The sequence below is a fragment of the Porticoccus sp. GXU_MW_L64 genome (genome assembly GCF_052983295.1).
Window position 1 is genome coordinate 84932 of sequence record NZ_JBRKJK010000004.1, and the last position, 15643, is coordinate 100574.

The window sequence follows — 15643 nt, forward strand, 5'->3', positions numbered from 1 at the left end:
GCCTTTATTATGTACAAACGCACCAAAATTATCGCCACCCTCGGCCCCGCCAGCTCCGATGCGGAAACCATCAGCGGACTGATTCAGGCCGGAGCCAACGTCTTCCGCATTAACTTTTCCCATGGCGAACCACAAGAGCACATGGAGCGCGCCCGCCTGGTGCGCCAGGAAGCGGACAAACTGTCCGCCAATGTCGCCCTGCTGGGGGATTTGCAGGGCCCGAAAATCCGCATCGCCGGCTTTCGCACTGGCAGCGCGCAACTGGCAGAAGGCGCCAGCTTTGCTCTTGATACCCAACACCCGGCCGATGAAGGCGACGAACAAGTCGTGGGTTGCAGCTACCAATCCCTGTCGACGGATTGCCAACCCGGGCAAACCCTGCTGCTGGACGATGGTCGCCTGCAACTGCAAATCGACAGTATCGACGGCACCCGCATCAACACCACAGTGATTGTTGGCGGCGTACTCTACCCCAAGAAAGGCATCAACCTGCTGGGTGGCGGTCTGTCGGCCCCGGCATTGACGGAAAAAGACCTGGAAGATTTAAAAGTCGCCACCGAAATGGAAATCGACTACCTGGCGATATCCTTTCCGCGTACCGCCGAAGATATGCACTACGCTCGCGAATGCGCCCAAAAAGCCGGCTGCAAAGCTCGCCTGGTATCGAAAATCGAGCGCGCCGAAACCGTGGCCGACGACAAAACCCTGGACGACATGATCATCGCCTCTGACGCGGTGATGGTAGCCCGCGGTGACCTGGGTGTGGAAATTGGTGACGCCGGCCTGATTGGTGTGCAAAAGAAAATCATTCTCCGCGCCCGCCAGTTAAACCGGGCAGTGATCACCGCCACCCAGATGATGGAAACCATGATCGACAACGCCATCCCCACCCGCGCGGAAGTGTTCGACGTGGCCAACGCGGTACTGGACGGCACCGACGCGGTGATGCTGTCGGCAGAAACCGCCACCGGCAAACACCCCATTACCGTGGTGGAAGCCATGAGCCGCATCGCTCTGGGGGCGGAAAAGCAACGCAGCACCCAAATATCCGGCCACCGCATGGATCGTCAATTTCAGCAAACCGAAGACGCCATCGCCATGGCCGCCATGTACGCCGCTAACCATATGCCCGATGTGAAAGCGATTATCTGCCTCACAGAATCCGGTAACACGCCACTACTGATGTCGCGCATCCGCTCCGGCATCCCGGTATTCGCCATGTCCGAACACCAGAGCACCCTCAATCGCATGGCCCTGTTCCGCGGCGTTATCCCCCGCTACTACAACATCTCCGGCAACAACCGCAACAGCCTGCTGAGTGACGCAGTGGAAAAACTCAAAAGCAACGGCTTTCTCAACAAAGGCGATATGGTGCTCGGCACCCGCGGCGATCAGGTGGGCGAAGGGGGAATGACGAATACGTTGAAGATTTTTGAGGTTTAGATTCGGCTGCGGGTTGCGGGCTACGAGCCCCGGGCAGCCCGGAGGAAAATCGCTATCAAATCTGTCATTGCGAGGAGCGAAGCGACATGGCAATCTCGTCATCATTCAACATTCATCTTCGCACCCCTGCTCAAACAACGGCTTGATCTCCCCCGCTGTCAGTCGGCGGCGATCCGGCTCTGCTTCTGCCAGAGGTTCCACCAAGTGCAATGATTGTTGGCAGCGCACCGTCAGTTGCTGGTACTCCGCTGTGCCCCGGGTTTTCCATTGAATCTGTTCGTCGCTCACTTGCTTGATCACTTTCGCCGGGCTGCCCACTACCATGCTGCGGGGGGCGCATTTGAAGGCCGCTTTTACAAAAGCACCGGCGGCAACGATGGATTCTTCACCAATGTCGGCACCATCCATGACCACTGCATTCATGCCCACTAATGCATTGCGACCGATGCGGCAGCCGTGCAGCACCGCGCCGTGGCCGATGTGCCCATTTTGTTCCACCACGGAATCTTTATCGGGAAAGCTGTGCATCACACAGGTGTCCTGCACATTGGCGCCCTGCTCGACGATGATGCGACCAAAGTCACCGCGCAGGCAGGCACAGGGGCCGATGTAGCAATGAGGGCCGATAATGACATCACCGATCAGTTCGGCAGAAGGGTGGACAAATGCGGTGGGGTGAACAACGGGAGTCAGGCCGTCGATGGAATAGCAGGGCATGGCTGGCTCCGTTTGACGTTTGACGTTTGACGTTTGACGTTTGACGTTTGACGTTTGACGTTTGACGTTTGACGTTTGACGTTTGACGTTTGACGTTTGACGTTGATTTTGTAGGTCGGCCTTCAGGCTGTCAACGTATTTGCTACGTAGCGCCAACTTTGTCGGCCTGAAGGCCAACCTACAGAGCTAAGAGCCCACATCGTCCAACGTCGAACTCCAAACGTCAAACAACACAGGCGCAAAAAAGCCCACCTTTATTCTATAGATAAAGGCGGGCTTTGGTACCGTCATTCCCGCGTAGGCGGGAATGACGATGTATTTTGTTAGGCACTCAGTGAGTGGTTTCGCCAGCGCCTTCCTGCTGCTGTTCCGCTTGGGCCTTGGCTTGTGCCAGGGCCTGAACAAACAGGGCATCGAAGTTGATGGGGGGCAGCATCAGGGCCGGGAAGGAGCCTTTGGTCACCACGTTATCAATCACTTCACGGGCGTAGGGGAACAGCATATTGGGGCAAGCGGTGTTGAGCACTTGCGCCAGTTGCTGACCTTCCAGGCCGGTTACGGTAAACAGGCCTGCCTGCTGCACCTCTACCAGGTAGAGGGCTTCTTCTTCGCTCTTTACGGTGATGGTAAGCTGCAGGGTGACTTCGTACAGGCCATCTTCCACCTTTTTGGTTTTGGTGGTCATTTCCTGATTGACGTTGGGCTTCCACTGTTTGCGGAACGCTTCGACACCTTGTGGGGTTTCAAAAGACAGGTCTTTCAGGTACATGCGCTGCATAGCGAATTGAACCTGGGGCTGTTGCTGTTCCTGACCGGCGGCTGCGGCTTCTGCGCCTTCGGCACCACCTTCGGTTTCTGTGGTTTGCTCGGCTTCGGTTGTTTCAGCTGTAGTTTCTTCAGTGTTTTCGTTGCTGGTTTCGTCAGTCATGGAACTCGCCTTATACTTTTAACATGTTTGCTTTGGTATTTGAAAATTCAGGTTTTCATCTATATGGAGACAGCTGACGGCTTTTCAAGCACCGGCCAGCAATTTATCCAGTTTGCCGTTGCTTTCCAACCGCTGCAGGTCGTCAAAGCCTCCCACATGGGTGCTGCCCACCCATATCTGCGGCACCGTGCGCTGACCGCTGCGCTGCATAACTTCGGTGCGGAGCTTGCGGTTGCTGTCTACGGAAATATCCTTGAAGTCAACGCCTTTGCGCTTTAGCAAACGCCGGGCGGCAATGCAGTAAGGGCAGAAACGGGTGCCGTACAGTACTACGTCAGACATTGGCCTTGCCCTTCTGGTTCTTGGTTTTCTTTTTGCTCTTGCCCTTTTCCTTGTCTTTGATTTTTTCTCTGCCTTTCACCAGTGGCAGGTTCTGGTTCTGCCACTCGGCAACACCGCCGCGGATACGGCGCACCTCAAAACCCTGTTTGCGCAGGACTTTGCCAGCAGCTCCCGCATGTTGGCCCATCTTGTCGGCCACCACCAAGGTTTTTCCCTTGTAGTTGTCCAGTTCTGACAGGCGCGCTGCCAGCTTGTCGTGAGGAATGTTCAGCGCATCGGTAATGTGGCCAACATCGAATTCTTTGTGGGGGCGCACATCCACCAACACGCCATTGCCGCTGTTCAGCAGTACCACCACCTCACTGGTAGACAACAGCTTGCCACCCTTATTGCCCTCGGTAATGGCCAGCAGGTAGATCAACACCAGGCCAATGCTCACCAGCAGCCACTGCTCGCTGATAAATACGAAAAAATCCACGGTTCAGTTCCCGTCCGGTTACATCAAAGGGCGGGAGTATAAACGAGCTGCGGGCGACTAGCTACGGGGAGGGGCGGGAACACCACAGCTTGTCATCCTGAGCGCAGCGAAGGATCTCGTACTTCGGCCACACATGGAGACCCTTCGCTACGCTCAGGATGACATATTGGCCTGATCTGCTCGCGGCCCGTAGCAGTTCCGTTCGCCTCATCAAACCGTTACTATCTGCACTACTTTTACACACCTACGCATTCCCATGACAAAGAAACCCTTGGTACTTTTGATCCTCGACGGCTGGGGCCACAGCGACTCCAGCGAACACAACGCCATCTTCAGCGCCAACACCCCGGTGTGGGACAAACTCTGGGCGCAGGCACCACGCACCCTGATTCAAACGTCGGGCATGGCGGTGGGACTGCCGAAAGGCCAAATGGGTAACAGCGAAGTGGGCCATATGACCCTGGGAGCTGGCCGGGTGGTATACCAGAATTTCACCCGCATCAACAAAGCCATTGAAGACGGCGACTTTTTTAACAATGCCACTTACCTGGCGGCCATCGACAAAGCCGTTAACGCAGACAAGGCCGTGCATGTGCTCGGTCTACTGTCACCTGGGGGCGTGCACAGCCACCAAGACCATATCCTCGCCGCCTGCGAGCTGGCGGCCCAACGCGGCGCCAGCAAAGTGTATGTTCACGCCTTTCTGGATGGCCGCGACTGCCCACCGCGCAGCGCCCTGTCATCGCTGGAAAAAACCGCTGCCAAACTGACCGCGCTGGGCGTTGGCCAAATTGCCAGCCTGTGCGGACGCTACTATGCCATGGACCGCGACTCCCGCTGGGACCGAGTACAAACCGCCTATGATCTGCTCACCCAGGGCAAAGCGGAATTCAGCGCCGACAGTGCCACCGCCGGGCTGCAAGCCGCTTACCAGCGGGAAGAAAACGACGAATTTGTTCAGGCCACCGCCATTGACGGTGGTGCCGCCATAGGCGATGGCGATGCGGTGCTGTTTATGAACTTCCGCCCGGATCGCGCCCGCCAGATCACCCGCGCCTTTGTGGATGCGGACTTCAGCGGCTTTGAGCGCGCCGCCACCCCAGCGCTGGCAGCTTTTGTGATGACCACCGAATACGCCGCCGACATCCACACACCCTGTGCCTTCCCGCCGGAAAAACTGGTGAACTCCATGGGCGAGTACCTGGCTGGGCTGGGCAAAACCCAGTTGCGCATTGCCGAAACGGAAAAATACGCCCACGTGACCTTTTTTTATTCCGGCGGACGAGAAGAACTGTACGAGGGCGAAGACCGCATTCTGGTGCCCAGCCCCCAGGTGGCCACCTACGACCTGCAGCCGGAAATGAGCGCTGAAGAAGTTACCGACAAACTGGTTGCCGCCATCGAATCCGGCAAATACGACGCAATTATCTGCAACTACGCCAACGGCGACATGGTGGGCCACACCGGAGTATTCGACGCAGCGGTGCAGGCCGCCGAATTTGTCGACCAGTGCGTGCAGCGCATTACCGACGCGGTACAGGTGGCAGGCGGCGAATGCCTGATCACCGCCGACCACGGCAACCTGGAAGAAATGTTCGACTCCGAATCCGGCCAGATCAGCACTCAGCACAGCACCCTGCCAGTGCCCTTTGTGTATGTGGGCGAACGCAACCTGGCATTGGTGGATGGCGGCTCGCTGGCGGATGTAGCCCCCACCATGCTGGCACTGATGGGCCTGCAACAACCTGCCGAAATGGGCGGCCGCTCGCTGGCGGTTTTACAGGGCTAGACTGCTTTGGCAGTGGGCAACAGCACCCTGTTTCGCACCGCCTGCCTGCTGGCGGGCCTGTTACTGTGGGCCCCGCTGCAGGCAGACAAAGCCAGCGAGCAAAAAAAGCTCGACGCCCTGAAAAGCCGCATTGCCAACCTGCAAAAAAACCTGCAAGCCAGTACCCGGGATCACGACCAGCAAAACACTGCGCTGCGCAAGACAGAGGTGGCAGAAGGCAAGCTGCGCCGGCAAATTGCCGACAGCCAGGCCGCCCTGCAACAACTCAAAGTCGAACTCACCCGGCTGGATCGCGAACGCCAGCAATTGCTCAGTGCCCGCAAGCAGCAACAACAGTTGATTGTGCAACACATCAACGCCGCCTACCGCATGGGCCGCGAGGAACATATCAAACTGTTGCTCAACGAGCAGGATCCGGCGCGCTTCAATCGCCTGCTTAAATATCACGACTACTTCCTGCAAGCGCGCAACGACAAGATCCAAGGCTACCTGAATACCATCGCCAGGCTCGAACAGGTACAGAGCGACATCACCGAAAAACAACAACAACAACTGGCCCAACAGCAACAGCTGAAGCAACAGCGAATGGGCCTGCAAGAGCGCATTGCCGAGCGCAAAGTGGCGTTGCTGGCGCTGGCCAAAACCATCGACAGCGACAAAAAACAGCTGAACAAATTGCAGCGCGAACGCGCGGCCCTGGAACAAGTACTTGCCGAACTGGAACTGGCCATTGCCGAACTGGACCTGCCGGGCAACAGCGAACCCTTTGCCAAACGCCAGGGCAAGTTGCAGTGGCCGGTGAAAGGCCAGCTGCGCAAGCGTTTTGGCAACCGCCGCCAGGCGGATATTCGCTGGAACGGCTGGCTACTCGGCGCCAGCGCCGGAACGCCGGTGAGTGCCATCCATCACGGTCGGGTGGTATTTTCCGACTACCTGAGAGGCCACGGCCTGCTGATTATTATCGACCATGGCGACGGCTATATGAGCCTGTACGCCCACAACCAGGTACTGCTGAAAGAGACCGGCGAGTGGGTACAAAGTGGCGAAGCCATTTCCCGGGTAGGCAGCTCCGGCGGCCTGGACAGCAGCGCCCTGTACTTTGAAATTCGCAAAAACAGTCAGCCGCGCAACCCGGCCAAGTGGTTGACAAGGGGCTAAAAACGCCCTCCGGCAAGAAACTCTTTTCCTTTTCCGTCCTCCAAACCTACACTATCCAAACCGATACCCGAATAAGGCAACCCCATGCACTGCATCCGCCATTTTCGCCAACTGGCACTGCCCCTAGCCCTCCTGCTGGGCGGTTCGCTGAATGCGGCCGAAAGCCAGCCCGAACCCGCGCCCAAGGCACAATTGCCCCTTGAGGAATTGCGCGCTTTTACCCAGATTTTCGACCATATACGCAAGTCCTACGTGGAAGAAGTGGACGACCGCATTCTGCTGCAAAACGCCATTAACGGTTTGCTGGGCAATCTCGACCCCCACTCCACCTATCTGGATGAAGACGCCTTTACCCAACTGCAGAAAAGCAGCAATGGCGAGGAATTCAGCGGCATCGGCATTGAAGTGGATATGGAAGACAACGCGGTACTGGTGGTTGCCCCCATCGACGACTCACCGGCCACCAAAGCCGGCATACGCGCCGGTGACCGCATTATCAAGATCGGCGACAAATTGGTAAAAGGGCTCAACCAGGACGAGGCCATCGCCCTGATGCGCGGTCCCAGCGGCACCCCGGTATCCCTGACCATTGTTCGTAAAGGCCAGGGGCGGCCCATCACGCTGGAAGTCATCCGCGATACCATCAAATCCCTGAGTGTGCGCAGCCGTATTCTGGAACCGGGCTACGGCTACATTCGCATCGCCCAATTCCAGGTGGAAACCGGCGAGCAGTTTCGCAACAGCCTGCTCAAATTGATGGGTTCAGAAAGCCCTTTTAAGGGTTTGATTCTCGACCTGCGCAACAACCCCGGTGGCGTACTGCCCGCGGCAGTGGAAGTGGCCGACACCTTATTGGATGGCGGCATGGTGACCTATACCAAAGGCCGCCTGCCCAGCTCCAACACCGAGTACGAGGCCGGTTCCGACGACATTACCGGCAATATCCCGGTGGTGGTACTGATTGACGGCGGCTCTGCGTCTGCCTCTGAAATCGTCGCCGGTGCGTTACAGGATCACCGCCGCGCCATCGTGGTGGGCACCCGCAGTTTCGGTAAAGGTTCGGTGCAAAGCGTGGTGCAGATTTCCGAAACCGAAGGGGTCAAACTTACCACCGCGCGCTACTTCACCCCCAGTGGGCGCTCCATCCAGGCCACAGGCATACAACCGGATATTGTCATCAAACGCGCCGATATTGTGCCCGTGGAAGGGGCGGATTACGTGGTCAGTGAATCGAGCCTGCGGGGTCACCTGTCGAACCCCGGTAAAGATTCACCGCAAGGTGACGATAAACCACTGAGCGAAGACATAATGGACAACCAGCTGATAGAAGGGCTAAACGTGTTAAAAGGCGTTTATATCCTCAGCCGCAAAGATTAATATCCGCTCAACAGAGCATTTGACCACCTGTAACAATTAAGTCACAATTTGTCTGGATTCCAATGCAAAAAAAGGTGAAATTAAGCGTTGGAATTCTATATTAGGGAAGGACTTCTAGTATTTGCTTGAAACGTTTGTGATGTTTGTTTGTCATAACGTTGGCTGAAGCGAAAGCGGTATTCAACAGCATAAACCCGTGGGAGGGTATAGAAGTGGTACCAGAGTATAGAGAAGGCGATGCTGCCAAACCGGTTCCGGTTCGCAGCGAACGTTTTTTTAATTTGCACAATTTCTGGTTTTTTGCCACCAGAGAAGGTGCTGCAGTGGGTCCCTACGACTCCAAACCCCAGGCCCAGGCCGGGGTAGGTGATTACATTGAGTTCGTAACCCGTGCTGACCCATCGTCACTGCAGTTCTTTACCACAGGCACCAAATTCGGCACCTGAGGCAAACCGCCAGAAAAACCGAAAAGCCCGGCTTCGAGCCGGGCTTTTGCGCTTTGAAAAAATCACTTTCAACCACGTATCAATCAAACAAATGTCCCAGCTTGCCCGCTTTGGTGGCCAGGTATTTGGCATTGTGAGGGTTGCAACCGGATTGCAGTGGCACTCGTTCCACCACTTCCACACCATGATCTGAAATGGCCTTCACTTTGCGGGGATTGTTGGTCATCAGCTTGACTTTACTGATCTTCAAATGCTCCAGCATCGGCTGGCAAATACTGTAATCGCGCATATCGGCGCCAAAGCCCAGTTTTTCATTGGCTTCCACCGTATCGTGGCCAGCATCCTGAAGATTGTAGGCTTTGATTTTGTTCAGCAGGCCGATGCCGCGCCCCTCCTGGCGCAAGTACAAAATCACCCCGCGCCCCTCGGCGGCAATTCTTTCCATGGCAGTTTGCAACTGCGAGCCGCAATCACAGCGCTGGGAAAACAGGGCATCGCCGGTTAAACACTCAGAGTGCACTCGCATCAGCACCGGCTCACCCCCGCTCAGATCGCCCATGGACAATGCAATGTGCTCTTTGTTGTTGGCACGGTCGTCAAAGCCATGAATGGCAAATACACCATATTGGGTGGGGAGTTGCGAAGAATCCACGTAATGCAGGGTCACAAAAAGCTCCGGAACATCATAAGGGCGGTTATTGTAGGGTCTGTTGGCGCTTCATATCCACCTCTGCTGAGAGCGATTTTTGTGCTCAACAAGGCGTAAAGAGTGCCGTGTAGTCGTTCTACATAAGCGATTTACAACGCAGTGGAGCGCACTTTCCGTATTTAAGAAAGGAGCCTCAGCCCTTCGGGTTGGGGCTGAAAAGGCGCCCCTCGTTGTTGCTCGTCGTTCATTTAGAATGACTAAACTACTCTCCTCGCGCCTAGATGGACGCCTTTTCAGCCGCCAACAGACCCTACCGCTTGCTCAAAAAAATTGGTAGGCCGCAAACAGAATTATCCAGCTATAAATGCCAGCCAGCAGGTCGTCCAGCATAATACCCGTGCCACCGTGCACACGCCTGTCGCACCAGCCAATAGGCCATGGCTTGGCGATATCGAATACCCGGAACAGAACAAAACCGGCAACAACCCAGTACCAGGTGGCCGGCAGTGCCGCCATGGTCAGCCAAAAACCAACAAATTCGTCCCAGACGATACCAGGGTGGTCGTGCACCTCCAGGTCGCGAGCGCTTTTGCCACACAGATAAATGCCCAACACAGCTGCCAGCACCACCGCCAGCAGATACCAGGGCAGCGCCAGCTGGGACAGGGGCAGATAAAGCAGTACAGCCACCAGAGTACCCACCGTGCCGGGGGCTTTGGGCGACAAACCGGAGCCAAAGCCGAAAGCCAGCAGATGAACCGGGTTTTTAAGCAGTTGTGAGAAAGAAAGCCTCATTATCAAATACCGTTAAGTCGTCATTGCGAGGAGCCGCAGGCGACGCGGCAATCTGATAATTTCGCAGTACCCGGCTGGAGATCGCCGCGTCGCCTGTGGCTCCTCGCGATGACGCAGTTCAATTGCTTAAAAGTGTTTGTATCCGCTGGCGCTGAGTCCCGTACACTGGCCATTGCCATCAACGGCCCACAACCCTTCGCCTTCGACAATCTCACCAATGGCGGTAATGGCCGGCTCTGATTGTAGCGCGTACAGTGCATCGAGCTTGCTCTCTGGCACCACAAAGCAGAGTTCGTAGTCATCGCCACCCGCCAGCGTCCACTGCAACAACTGCCCGTCAGCGGGCAGCGCTGCTGGCCATGGCAAAGTTTGCAAGGCTTTTATATCCAGCTGCGCCCCCACACCACTGCGCTGGCAAATATGCCCCAGGTCCGCCAGCAGGCCGTCGGAAATATCAATGGAGGCACTGGCAATAGCGCGCAGCTGCAAACCCAGTTGCAGGCGCGGTTCGGGGCTGAGAAAACGGTTGAGCAGCTGGTGGCGGACGTCACCGTCGTCCGCTGCAAAATCCCCCTGCAAGCAGGCCAGCCCTGCTGCCCCCATGCCCGGCACACCACTGACAAAAATACGATCGCCGGGGCGGGCACCGCAGCGCGTAAGGGCACTGCCCCGAGGCACTGTGCCCTGAGCCGTAATGGTGACCGACAGCGGCCCGCGCGTGGTGTCACCACCGATCAGTGCACAACCATAAGCCTTTGCCAGTTGCGCCAAACCTTCACTGAACCCCGCCAGCCAGGTGTTATCCACATTTGGCAGGGTCAGCGCCAGGGAGAACCAGCGAGGCTGCGCGCCCATGGCGGCAAGGTCACTGAGGTTGCTGCCCAGGGCGCGACAAGCAATTTGTTCAGCGCTGATATCGCCAGGAAAGTGCACCCCTTCCACCAGGGTGTCGGTGGTCACCACCAACTGCTCGCCGGGAGGAATGTCGAGCACAGCGGCATCGTCACCAATGCCCAATACCACTCCGTCAGCCAGTTGTTGCAGGCCGCTGAAATAGCGTTGAATCAGCTGGAATTCATTCATCTGGCGGAGCTAACCCCGCGCCGCCTGCACTTCCGCGGCCCGCTTATCCGCGGCCACTTTGTCCATTACGCCATTGATGTATTTGTAGGAGTCGGTGGCGCCAAACTTTTTCGCCAGAGACACCGCTTCGTTAATCACCACTTTGTAGGGCACGTCGATGCGGTAGAGCATCTCGTAGCAGCTCAACTGCAGCACTGCACGGGCGATGGGATCGAGTTCATTTTCCGCGCGATCCAGATGGGGATTGTAGGTGGCTTCGATGGTGTCTGCTTGTTTGGCGACGCCGTGAAGAATTTCGCGAAAATAGTCGCCGTCCAGCTTTTTCATATCGTGGTCGGCGTGAAACTCCGCCTCGATATCCACCAGCGAGCTGCCGCTCATATGCCACTGGTAAAGCGCCTGCACCAGCAAGTGACGGGCTTTTTTGCGTTGGGATGGTGTGCTCACTTTTCTGTTACTCTCAATTTGTCATCCTGAGCGCAGCGAAGGATCTCAAGCGGTTAATTAGCATAGAGATCCTTCGCTGCGCTCAGGATGACGTCACTAAATTTACAACGCTCTAAACAAGCTCAGCATTTCCAGTGCGGTCAGGGCCGCTTCTTCGCCTTTGTTTTCTTCGTTGTCCGCAGAGCGCAGCTGCGCCTGCTCCAAGGTATCGGTAGTCAGCAGGCCAAACGCGACCACATTGCCAGTATTGAGGGAAACTTCACCAAGACCGCGAGTGGTTTCGGCGCACACATAATCAAAGTGCGGTGTGTCGCCGCGAATCACGCAGCCCAAAGCCAGCACTGCGTCAAAGCGCCCTGTTTGCAGCACCTTTTGCGTGGCCAGCGGCAGCTCAAAGGCGCCGGGCACCCGAAATACTTCCAGGTTGTGTTCGTCGAAACCGTGGCGAGCCAGAGCGCGGCGGGCGCCGCTCAGCAAACCTTCGGTAATCTCGCCATTCCAGCGCGCCACCGCAATGGCAATGCGCGCCTCACCAACATCAAAACTGCCTTCGTCCGGGCGGTATTCGCTCATTGGGCTTCCTCAGCTATTCAGTATCGATCATTTCCACCACTTCCAGATCGAAACCGGAAAGTGCCGGGAATTTAAACGGCGCGCTCAGCAGACGCATTTTGGTGACCCCCAGCTCGCGCAGAATTTGCGAGCCGGTGCCCACTTGCTGATACACCATGGGGGCTTTGCTGGCGCTGACCGGGGCTTCGTCGAACAGGTGTTGTAACTGCTCCTCCACGTCGTCGGCACTCTCCTCATGACACAGCAATACCACCACCCCACGGCCCTCGCTGGCCACCATTTTCATGGCCTTCGGGAATGTCCAGCTGGGGTGCTCGCTGTTGGGCTTATGCAGCGCAAATACATCTTTAAGGGTGTTGCCAACGTGTACCCGCACCAATGGCGGCTCGCCGGACAGGTCGCCAGCCACAAAAGCGAAGTGTTTTTCGCCCCGCGCCACATCCAGGTAGGTGTGCAACTGGAAAACACCGTAATCGGTATTGATGTCGCGGCTGGCCACACACTCCACGGTTTTTTCAGTGGCGATGCGGTAGTGGATCAAGTCGGCGATGGTGCCGATCTTCAGGTTGTGTTTTGCGGCGAATTTTTCCAGGTCCGGACGGCGCGCCATGGTGCCGTCCTCATTCATAATCTCCACGATCACCGCCGCCGATTCGTAACCGGCGAGGCGGGACAAATCACAGCTGGCTTCGGTATGCCCGGCGCGGCTCAGCACACCACCGGGTTGCGCCATGATGGGGAAAATGTGCCCCGGCTGAACAATATCCCCGGGGGCGGCATTGGGGGCCACCGCCGCCTGAATGGTACGGGCACGGTCTGCGGCGGAAATACCCGTGGTCACCCCTTCCGCCGCTTCAATGGAAAGGGTGAAATTGGTGCCAAAACGACCACCAGCGGCACCTACCATCAAGGGCAGGTTGAGCTGTTCGCAGCGCTCCCGGCTCATGGGCATACACACCAGGCCGCGCCCTTCAGTGGCCATAAAATTGATGTCTTCCGGGCGCACCTGGGAGGCGGCCATCACCAGGTCGCCTTCGTTTTCCCGATCTTCGTCGTCCATCAGGACAACCATTTTGCCCTGGCGAATATCGTCGATCAGTTCTTCCGTGGTGTTCAAGTTTGCTGTCATGTTGTTTTGCCTATAAAAAATGTTGCCAGCCTGAGACCCTTCGCTGCACTCAGGATGACGGAGAAGCTGCCTTGTCGCCCAGCAGCAAGCGCTCCAGATAGCGGGCAATCAAATCCACTTCCAGATTGATTGTTGTGCCCGGCTGGTAAGTACCCATCACGGTTTTTTCAAGCGTGTGGGGCACAATATTCAAATCAAAGTCGCAGCCGTTCACCGCGTTTACCGTCAGACTGGTGCCATCCACGGTGATAGAGCCCTTGTGGGCAATATACTTGGCCAGTTCTGCGGGTGCGCGCAATACAAAACGCTCGGAGCGAGCATCCGGGTGGCGACTGACTACTTCGCCCACCCCATCCACATGGCCGCTGACCATGTGACCACCAAGGCGGGCCTGGGGAGTCAACGCCTTTTCCAGGTTAACCGCTGTGCCCACGGCCCAGTTGCCCACGGTAGTCAGGCTCAGGGTTTCCACCGACACATCCGCCACATAGCCATCGCCGGGCAGTTCGATCACCGTCAAGCACACGCCGTTGGTGGCAATGCTGTCGCCAAGATCAACGTCGCTTAGATCCAGCTCGTTGGTTTTTACCCGCAGGCGCACATCGCCACCGCGTTGCTCCAGCTCGGCGATTTCACCAACGGCTTCGATAATTCCGGTAAACATAGTAAAACCCTGAGTCGCACGTCTGACGTCGGACGTCGCACGCTTAAAGACTTATTTTTCTGGAACCGCAGTAATGCGTATATCGCTGCCTACGGTTCGGGTATCGATAATGGTTAATGTCATTTGCTGTGCCATTTTTTCAAAGGGCAGGTTTAACAAGGGCCGGGCACTGCTGCCCAGCAATATCGGGGCTTGGTAGATCACCAATCGATCCACCAGTCCGGCTTCTACAAAGGCCCCGGCCAGTTCCGCGCCCGCTTCCACCAATACCTCGTTGCACTGGCGTCTGCCCAGCTCTCGCAACAGCGCTTGCAGGTCTACCCTGTTGCTATCGGTAAGTGACAGGCTGTTTACACCACTGACTTCAGCTCCGGCAGTAACCACCAGCAAATCGCCGGGTTGTTGGCGAATGTTGGCCTTGGCTGGCAATTGGCCACGGCTGTCGACCACCACTTTCAGAGGTTGGCGAATAACCGGTTTGTCATTCCGTTCAGCAGCCAGGCAGTTATCGCGCACGGTCATGGCGGGGTCGTCATGCAATACGGTGCCAATGCCGGTGACAACAGCGCAGCTGGCAGCGCGCAATTTCTGCACATCGGCGCGGGCTGCCGGGCCGGTAATCCATTGGCTTTCACCACTGGCCATAGCGGTGCGACCGTCCAGACTCATGGCCAGTTTGATCGTGACTCTCGGCAAGCCGGAAGTCATGCGTTTGCAAAAGCCTGGATTAAGCTGTTGGCACTGGGCTTGCAGCAGCGGGCCCTCAACGGTTATGCCCGCATCTCGCAATAGCTGTAAGCCACGACCCGCCACTTTTGGGTTGGGATCCTCCATGCCATAAACGACTGTCGCAACCTTGGCGTCAATCAGCGCCTGAGCACAAGGCCCGGTGAGCCCACGATGGCTGCAGGGCTCCAATGTGACATACACAGTAGCACCAGAGGCATCCCCCGCTGCCGCCAGAGCATTGACTTCTGCGTGCCCCTCGCCAGCCCATTGATGCCAGCCTTCGCCAATCACCACGCCGTCGCGTTCTATCACACAACCCACCTGTGGGTTGGGGGTGGTGGTGTAGCGACCGCGGCGTGCCAGTTGAACGGCGCGGGCCATGTGTGTGTGAGCAGCGGCATTCATAGAAACTATTCTGTACGGCCGTTGCTTTCCAGCTTGTCCAGCTCAGCGCGAAATTCGTTGAGGTCCTGAAAGCTGCGATACACCGAGGCAAAACGCACATAGGCTACTTCGTCGAGCTGACGCAGCTGCTCCATAACTTTTTCACCCACTACCCGGCTGGGTACTTCCCGCTCTCCAGCCGCCTGCAATACGTGCATGATATGAGATAACGCCGCTTCAATCTGCTCCGTACTCACTGGCCGCTTTTCCAGCGCCCGCTGCAAGCCCGCCCGGAGTTTGTCCTCGTTAAACGGCTCGCGACTGTCGTCACTTTTGATCACCCGCGGCATCAACAGCTCGGCCATCTCGTAGGTGGTAAAGCGCTCCCTGCACGACAGACACTCACGCCGACGACGCACCTGGCCACCTTCGGCAACCAGGCGGGAGTCGATCACTTTGGTGTCGTCTTTACCGCAGAACGGGCAGTGCATTGAGGCTCCTGTAGGGTGGAT

Annotated in this window: 18 protein-coding genes; 5 read left to right on the forward strand and 13 right to left on the reverse strand. The window is 56.9% G+C overall.

All coding sequences use genetic code 11. The annotated features are described in order from the left end of the window. Positions 1-9 precede the first annotated feature (9 nt). Positions 10-1443: a pyruvate kinase gene (gene pyk / locus ACVBEJ_RS03565; protein ID WP_447128226.1), complete on the forward strand. Its 1434-nt coding sequence runs from the start codon at positions 10-12 to the stop codon at positions 1441-1443. Positions 1444-1548: 105 nt separating this feature from the next. On the opposite strand, the gene paaY is transcribed toward pyk, so the two are convergent. From paaY to ACVBEJ_RS03585, 4 genes are all read right to left on the reverse strand, one after another. Continuing rightward, on the reverse strand, positions 1549-2160 hold the full coding sequence (gene paaY / locus ACVBEJ_RS03570; protein WP_447128227.1) for a phenylacetic acid degradation protein PaaY: 612 nt from the start codon (positions 2158-2160) through the stop codon (positions 1549-1551). A gap of 331 nt (positions 2161-2491) precedes the next feature. Next, a complete protein-coding gene (gene secB / locus ACVBEJ_RS03575) occupies positions 2492-3088 on the reverse strand; it encodes a protein-export chaperone SecB (RefSeq protein WP_447128228.1) in 597 nt (198 codons plus the stop codon). An 84-nt stretch (positions 3089-3172) separates the two neighbouring features. Further along, positions 3173-3430 carry a glutaredoxin 3 gene (gene grxC, locus ACVBEJ_RS03580; RefSeq protein WP_447128229.1) on the reverse strand — a complete coding sequence of 86 codons (258 nt, stop codon included), beginning with the start codon at positions 3428-3430 and terminating at the stop codon, positions 3173-3175. Beyond that, positions 3423-3908 (reverse strand): rhodanese-like domain-containing protein, encoded by a 486-nt coding sequence (locus tag ACVBEJ_RS03585; RefSeq protein WP_447128230.1) that lies wholly within the window; start codon positions 3906-3908, stop codon positions 3423-3425. The genes grxC and ACVBEJ_RS03585 overlap by 8 nt, the downstream gene beginning before the upstream one ends. Before the next feature lie 256 nt (positions 3909-4164). Here ACVBEJ_RS03585 and gpmI point away from each other — a divergent pair, with 256 nt between their 5' ends. The 4 genes from gpmI to ACVBEJ_RS03605 all read left to right on the forward strand — a co-directional run bounded on the left by gpmI (position 4165) and on the right by ACVBEJ_RS03605 (position 8678). Then, complete coding sequence (gene gpmI / locus ACVBEJ_RS03590) at positions 4165-5697, forward strand: 2,3-bisphosphoglycerate-independent phosphoglycerate mutase (RefSeq protein ID WP_447128231.1); 1533 nt, start codon at positions 4165-4167, stop codon at positions 5695-5697. A gap of 12 nt (positions 5698-5709) precedes the next feature. Continuing rightward, entirely contained in the window at positions 5710-6855 is a 1146-nt protein-coding gene (locus tag ACVBEJ_RS03595) for a murein hydrolase activator EnvC family protein (protein WP_447128232.1), read from the forward strand. Positions 6856-6939: 84 nt separating this feature from the next. Further along, positions 6940-8232, forward strand: coding sequence for a S41 family peptidase (locus ACVBEJ_RS03600; protein WP_447128233.1), 1293 nt, complete (start codon positions 6940-6942; stop codon positions 8230-8232). A gap of 212 nt (positions 8233-8444) precedes the next feature. Next, positions 8445-8678 carry a DUF6316 family protein gene (locus ACVBEJ_RS03605; protein WP_447128234.1) on the forward strand — a complete coding sequence of 78 codons (234 nt, stop codon included), beginning with the start codon at positions 8445-8447 and terminating at the stop codon, positions 8676-8678. 79 nt (positions 8679-8757) lie between these two features. Here the strand turns inward: ACVBEJ_RS03605 and ribA are convergent, their stop codons facing one another. The 9 genes from ribA to nrdR form a co-directional block, all read right to left on the reverse strand. Continuing rightward, entirely contained in the window at positions 8758-9345 is a 588-nt protein-coding gene (gene ribA, locus ACVBEJ_RS03610) for a GTP cyclohydrolase II (RefSeq protein ID WP_447128235.1), read from the reverse strand. A gap of 303 nt (positions 9346-9648) precedes the next feature. Further along, positions 9649-10122 carry a phosphatidylglycerophosphatase A family protein gene (locus tag ACVBEJ_RS03615; RefSeq protein WP_447128236.1) on the reverse strand — a complete coding sequence of 158 codons (474 nt, stop codon included), beginning with the start codon at positions 10120-10122 and terminating at the stop codon, positions 9649-9651. Positions 10123-10248: 126 nt separating this feature from the next. Further along, the gene (gene thiL / locus ACVBEJ_RS03620) at positions 10249-11205 is read right to left on the reverse strand and encodes a thiamine-phosphate kinase (RefSeq protein ID WP_447128237.1); all 957 of its coding nucleotides are present in this window, start codon (positions 11203-11205) and stop codon (positions 10249-10251) included. 9 nt (positions 11206-11214) lie between these two features. Beyond that, entirely contained in the window at positions 11215-11652 is a 438-nt protein-coding gene (gene nusB / locus ACVBEJ_RS03625; protein WP_447128238.1) for a transcription antitermination factor NusB, read from the reverse strand. 102 nt (positions 11653-11754) lie between these two features. Further along, positions 11755-12225, reverse strand: coding sequence for a 6,7-dimethyl-8-ribityllumazine synthase (ribH, locus tag ACVBEJ_RS03630; protein WP_447128239.1), 471 nt, complete (start codon positions 12223-12225; stop codon positions 11755-11757). A gap of 13 nt (positions 12226-12238) precedes the next feature. Then, the gene (gene ribBA / locus ACVBEJ_RS03635; RefSeq protein ID WP_447128240.1) at positions 12239-13354 is read right to left on the reverse strand and encodes a bifunctional 3,4-dihydroxy-2-butanone-4-phosphate synthase/GTP cyclohydrolase II; all 1116 of its coding nucleotides are present in this window, start codon (positions 13352-13354) and stop codon (positions 12239-12241) included. A gap of 49 nt (positions 13355-13403) precedes the next feature. Continuing rightward, the gene (locus ACVBEJ_RS03640; protein WP_447128241.1) at positions 13404-14018 is read right to left on the reverse strand and encodes a riboflavin synthase; all 615 of its coding nucleotides are present in this window, start codon (positions 14016-14018) and stop codon (positions 13404-13406) included. 51 nt (positions 14019-14069) lie between these two features. After that, positions 14070-15152, reverse strand: coding sequence for a bifunctional diaminohydroxyphosphoribosylaminopyrimidine deaminase/5-amino-6-(5-phosphoribosylamino)uracil reductase RibD (gene ribD / locus ACVBEJ_RS03645; RefSeq protein WP_447128242.1), 1083 nt, complete (start codon positions 15150-15152; stop codon positions 14070-14072). Between the two features lie 5 nt (positions 15153-15157). Then, entirely contained in the window at positions 15158-15622 is a 465-nt protein-coding gene (gene nrdR / locus ACVBEJ_RS03650; RefSeq protein ID WP_447128243.1) for a transcriptional regulator NrdR, read from the reverse strand. Positions 15623-15643: the final 21 nt, after the last annotated feature.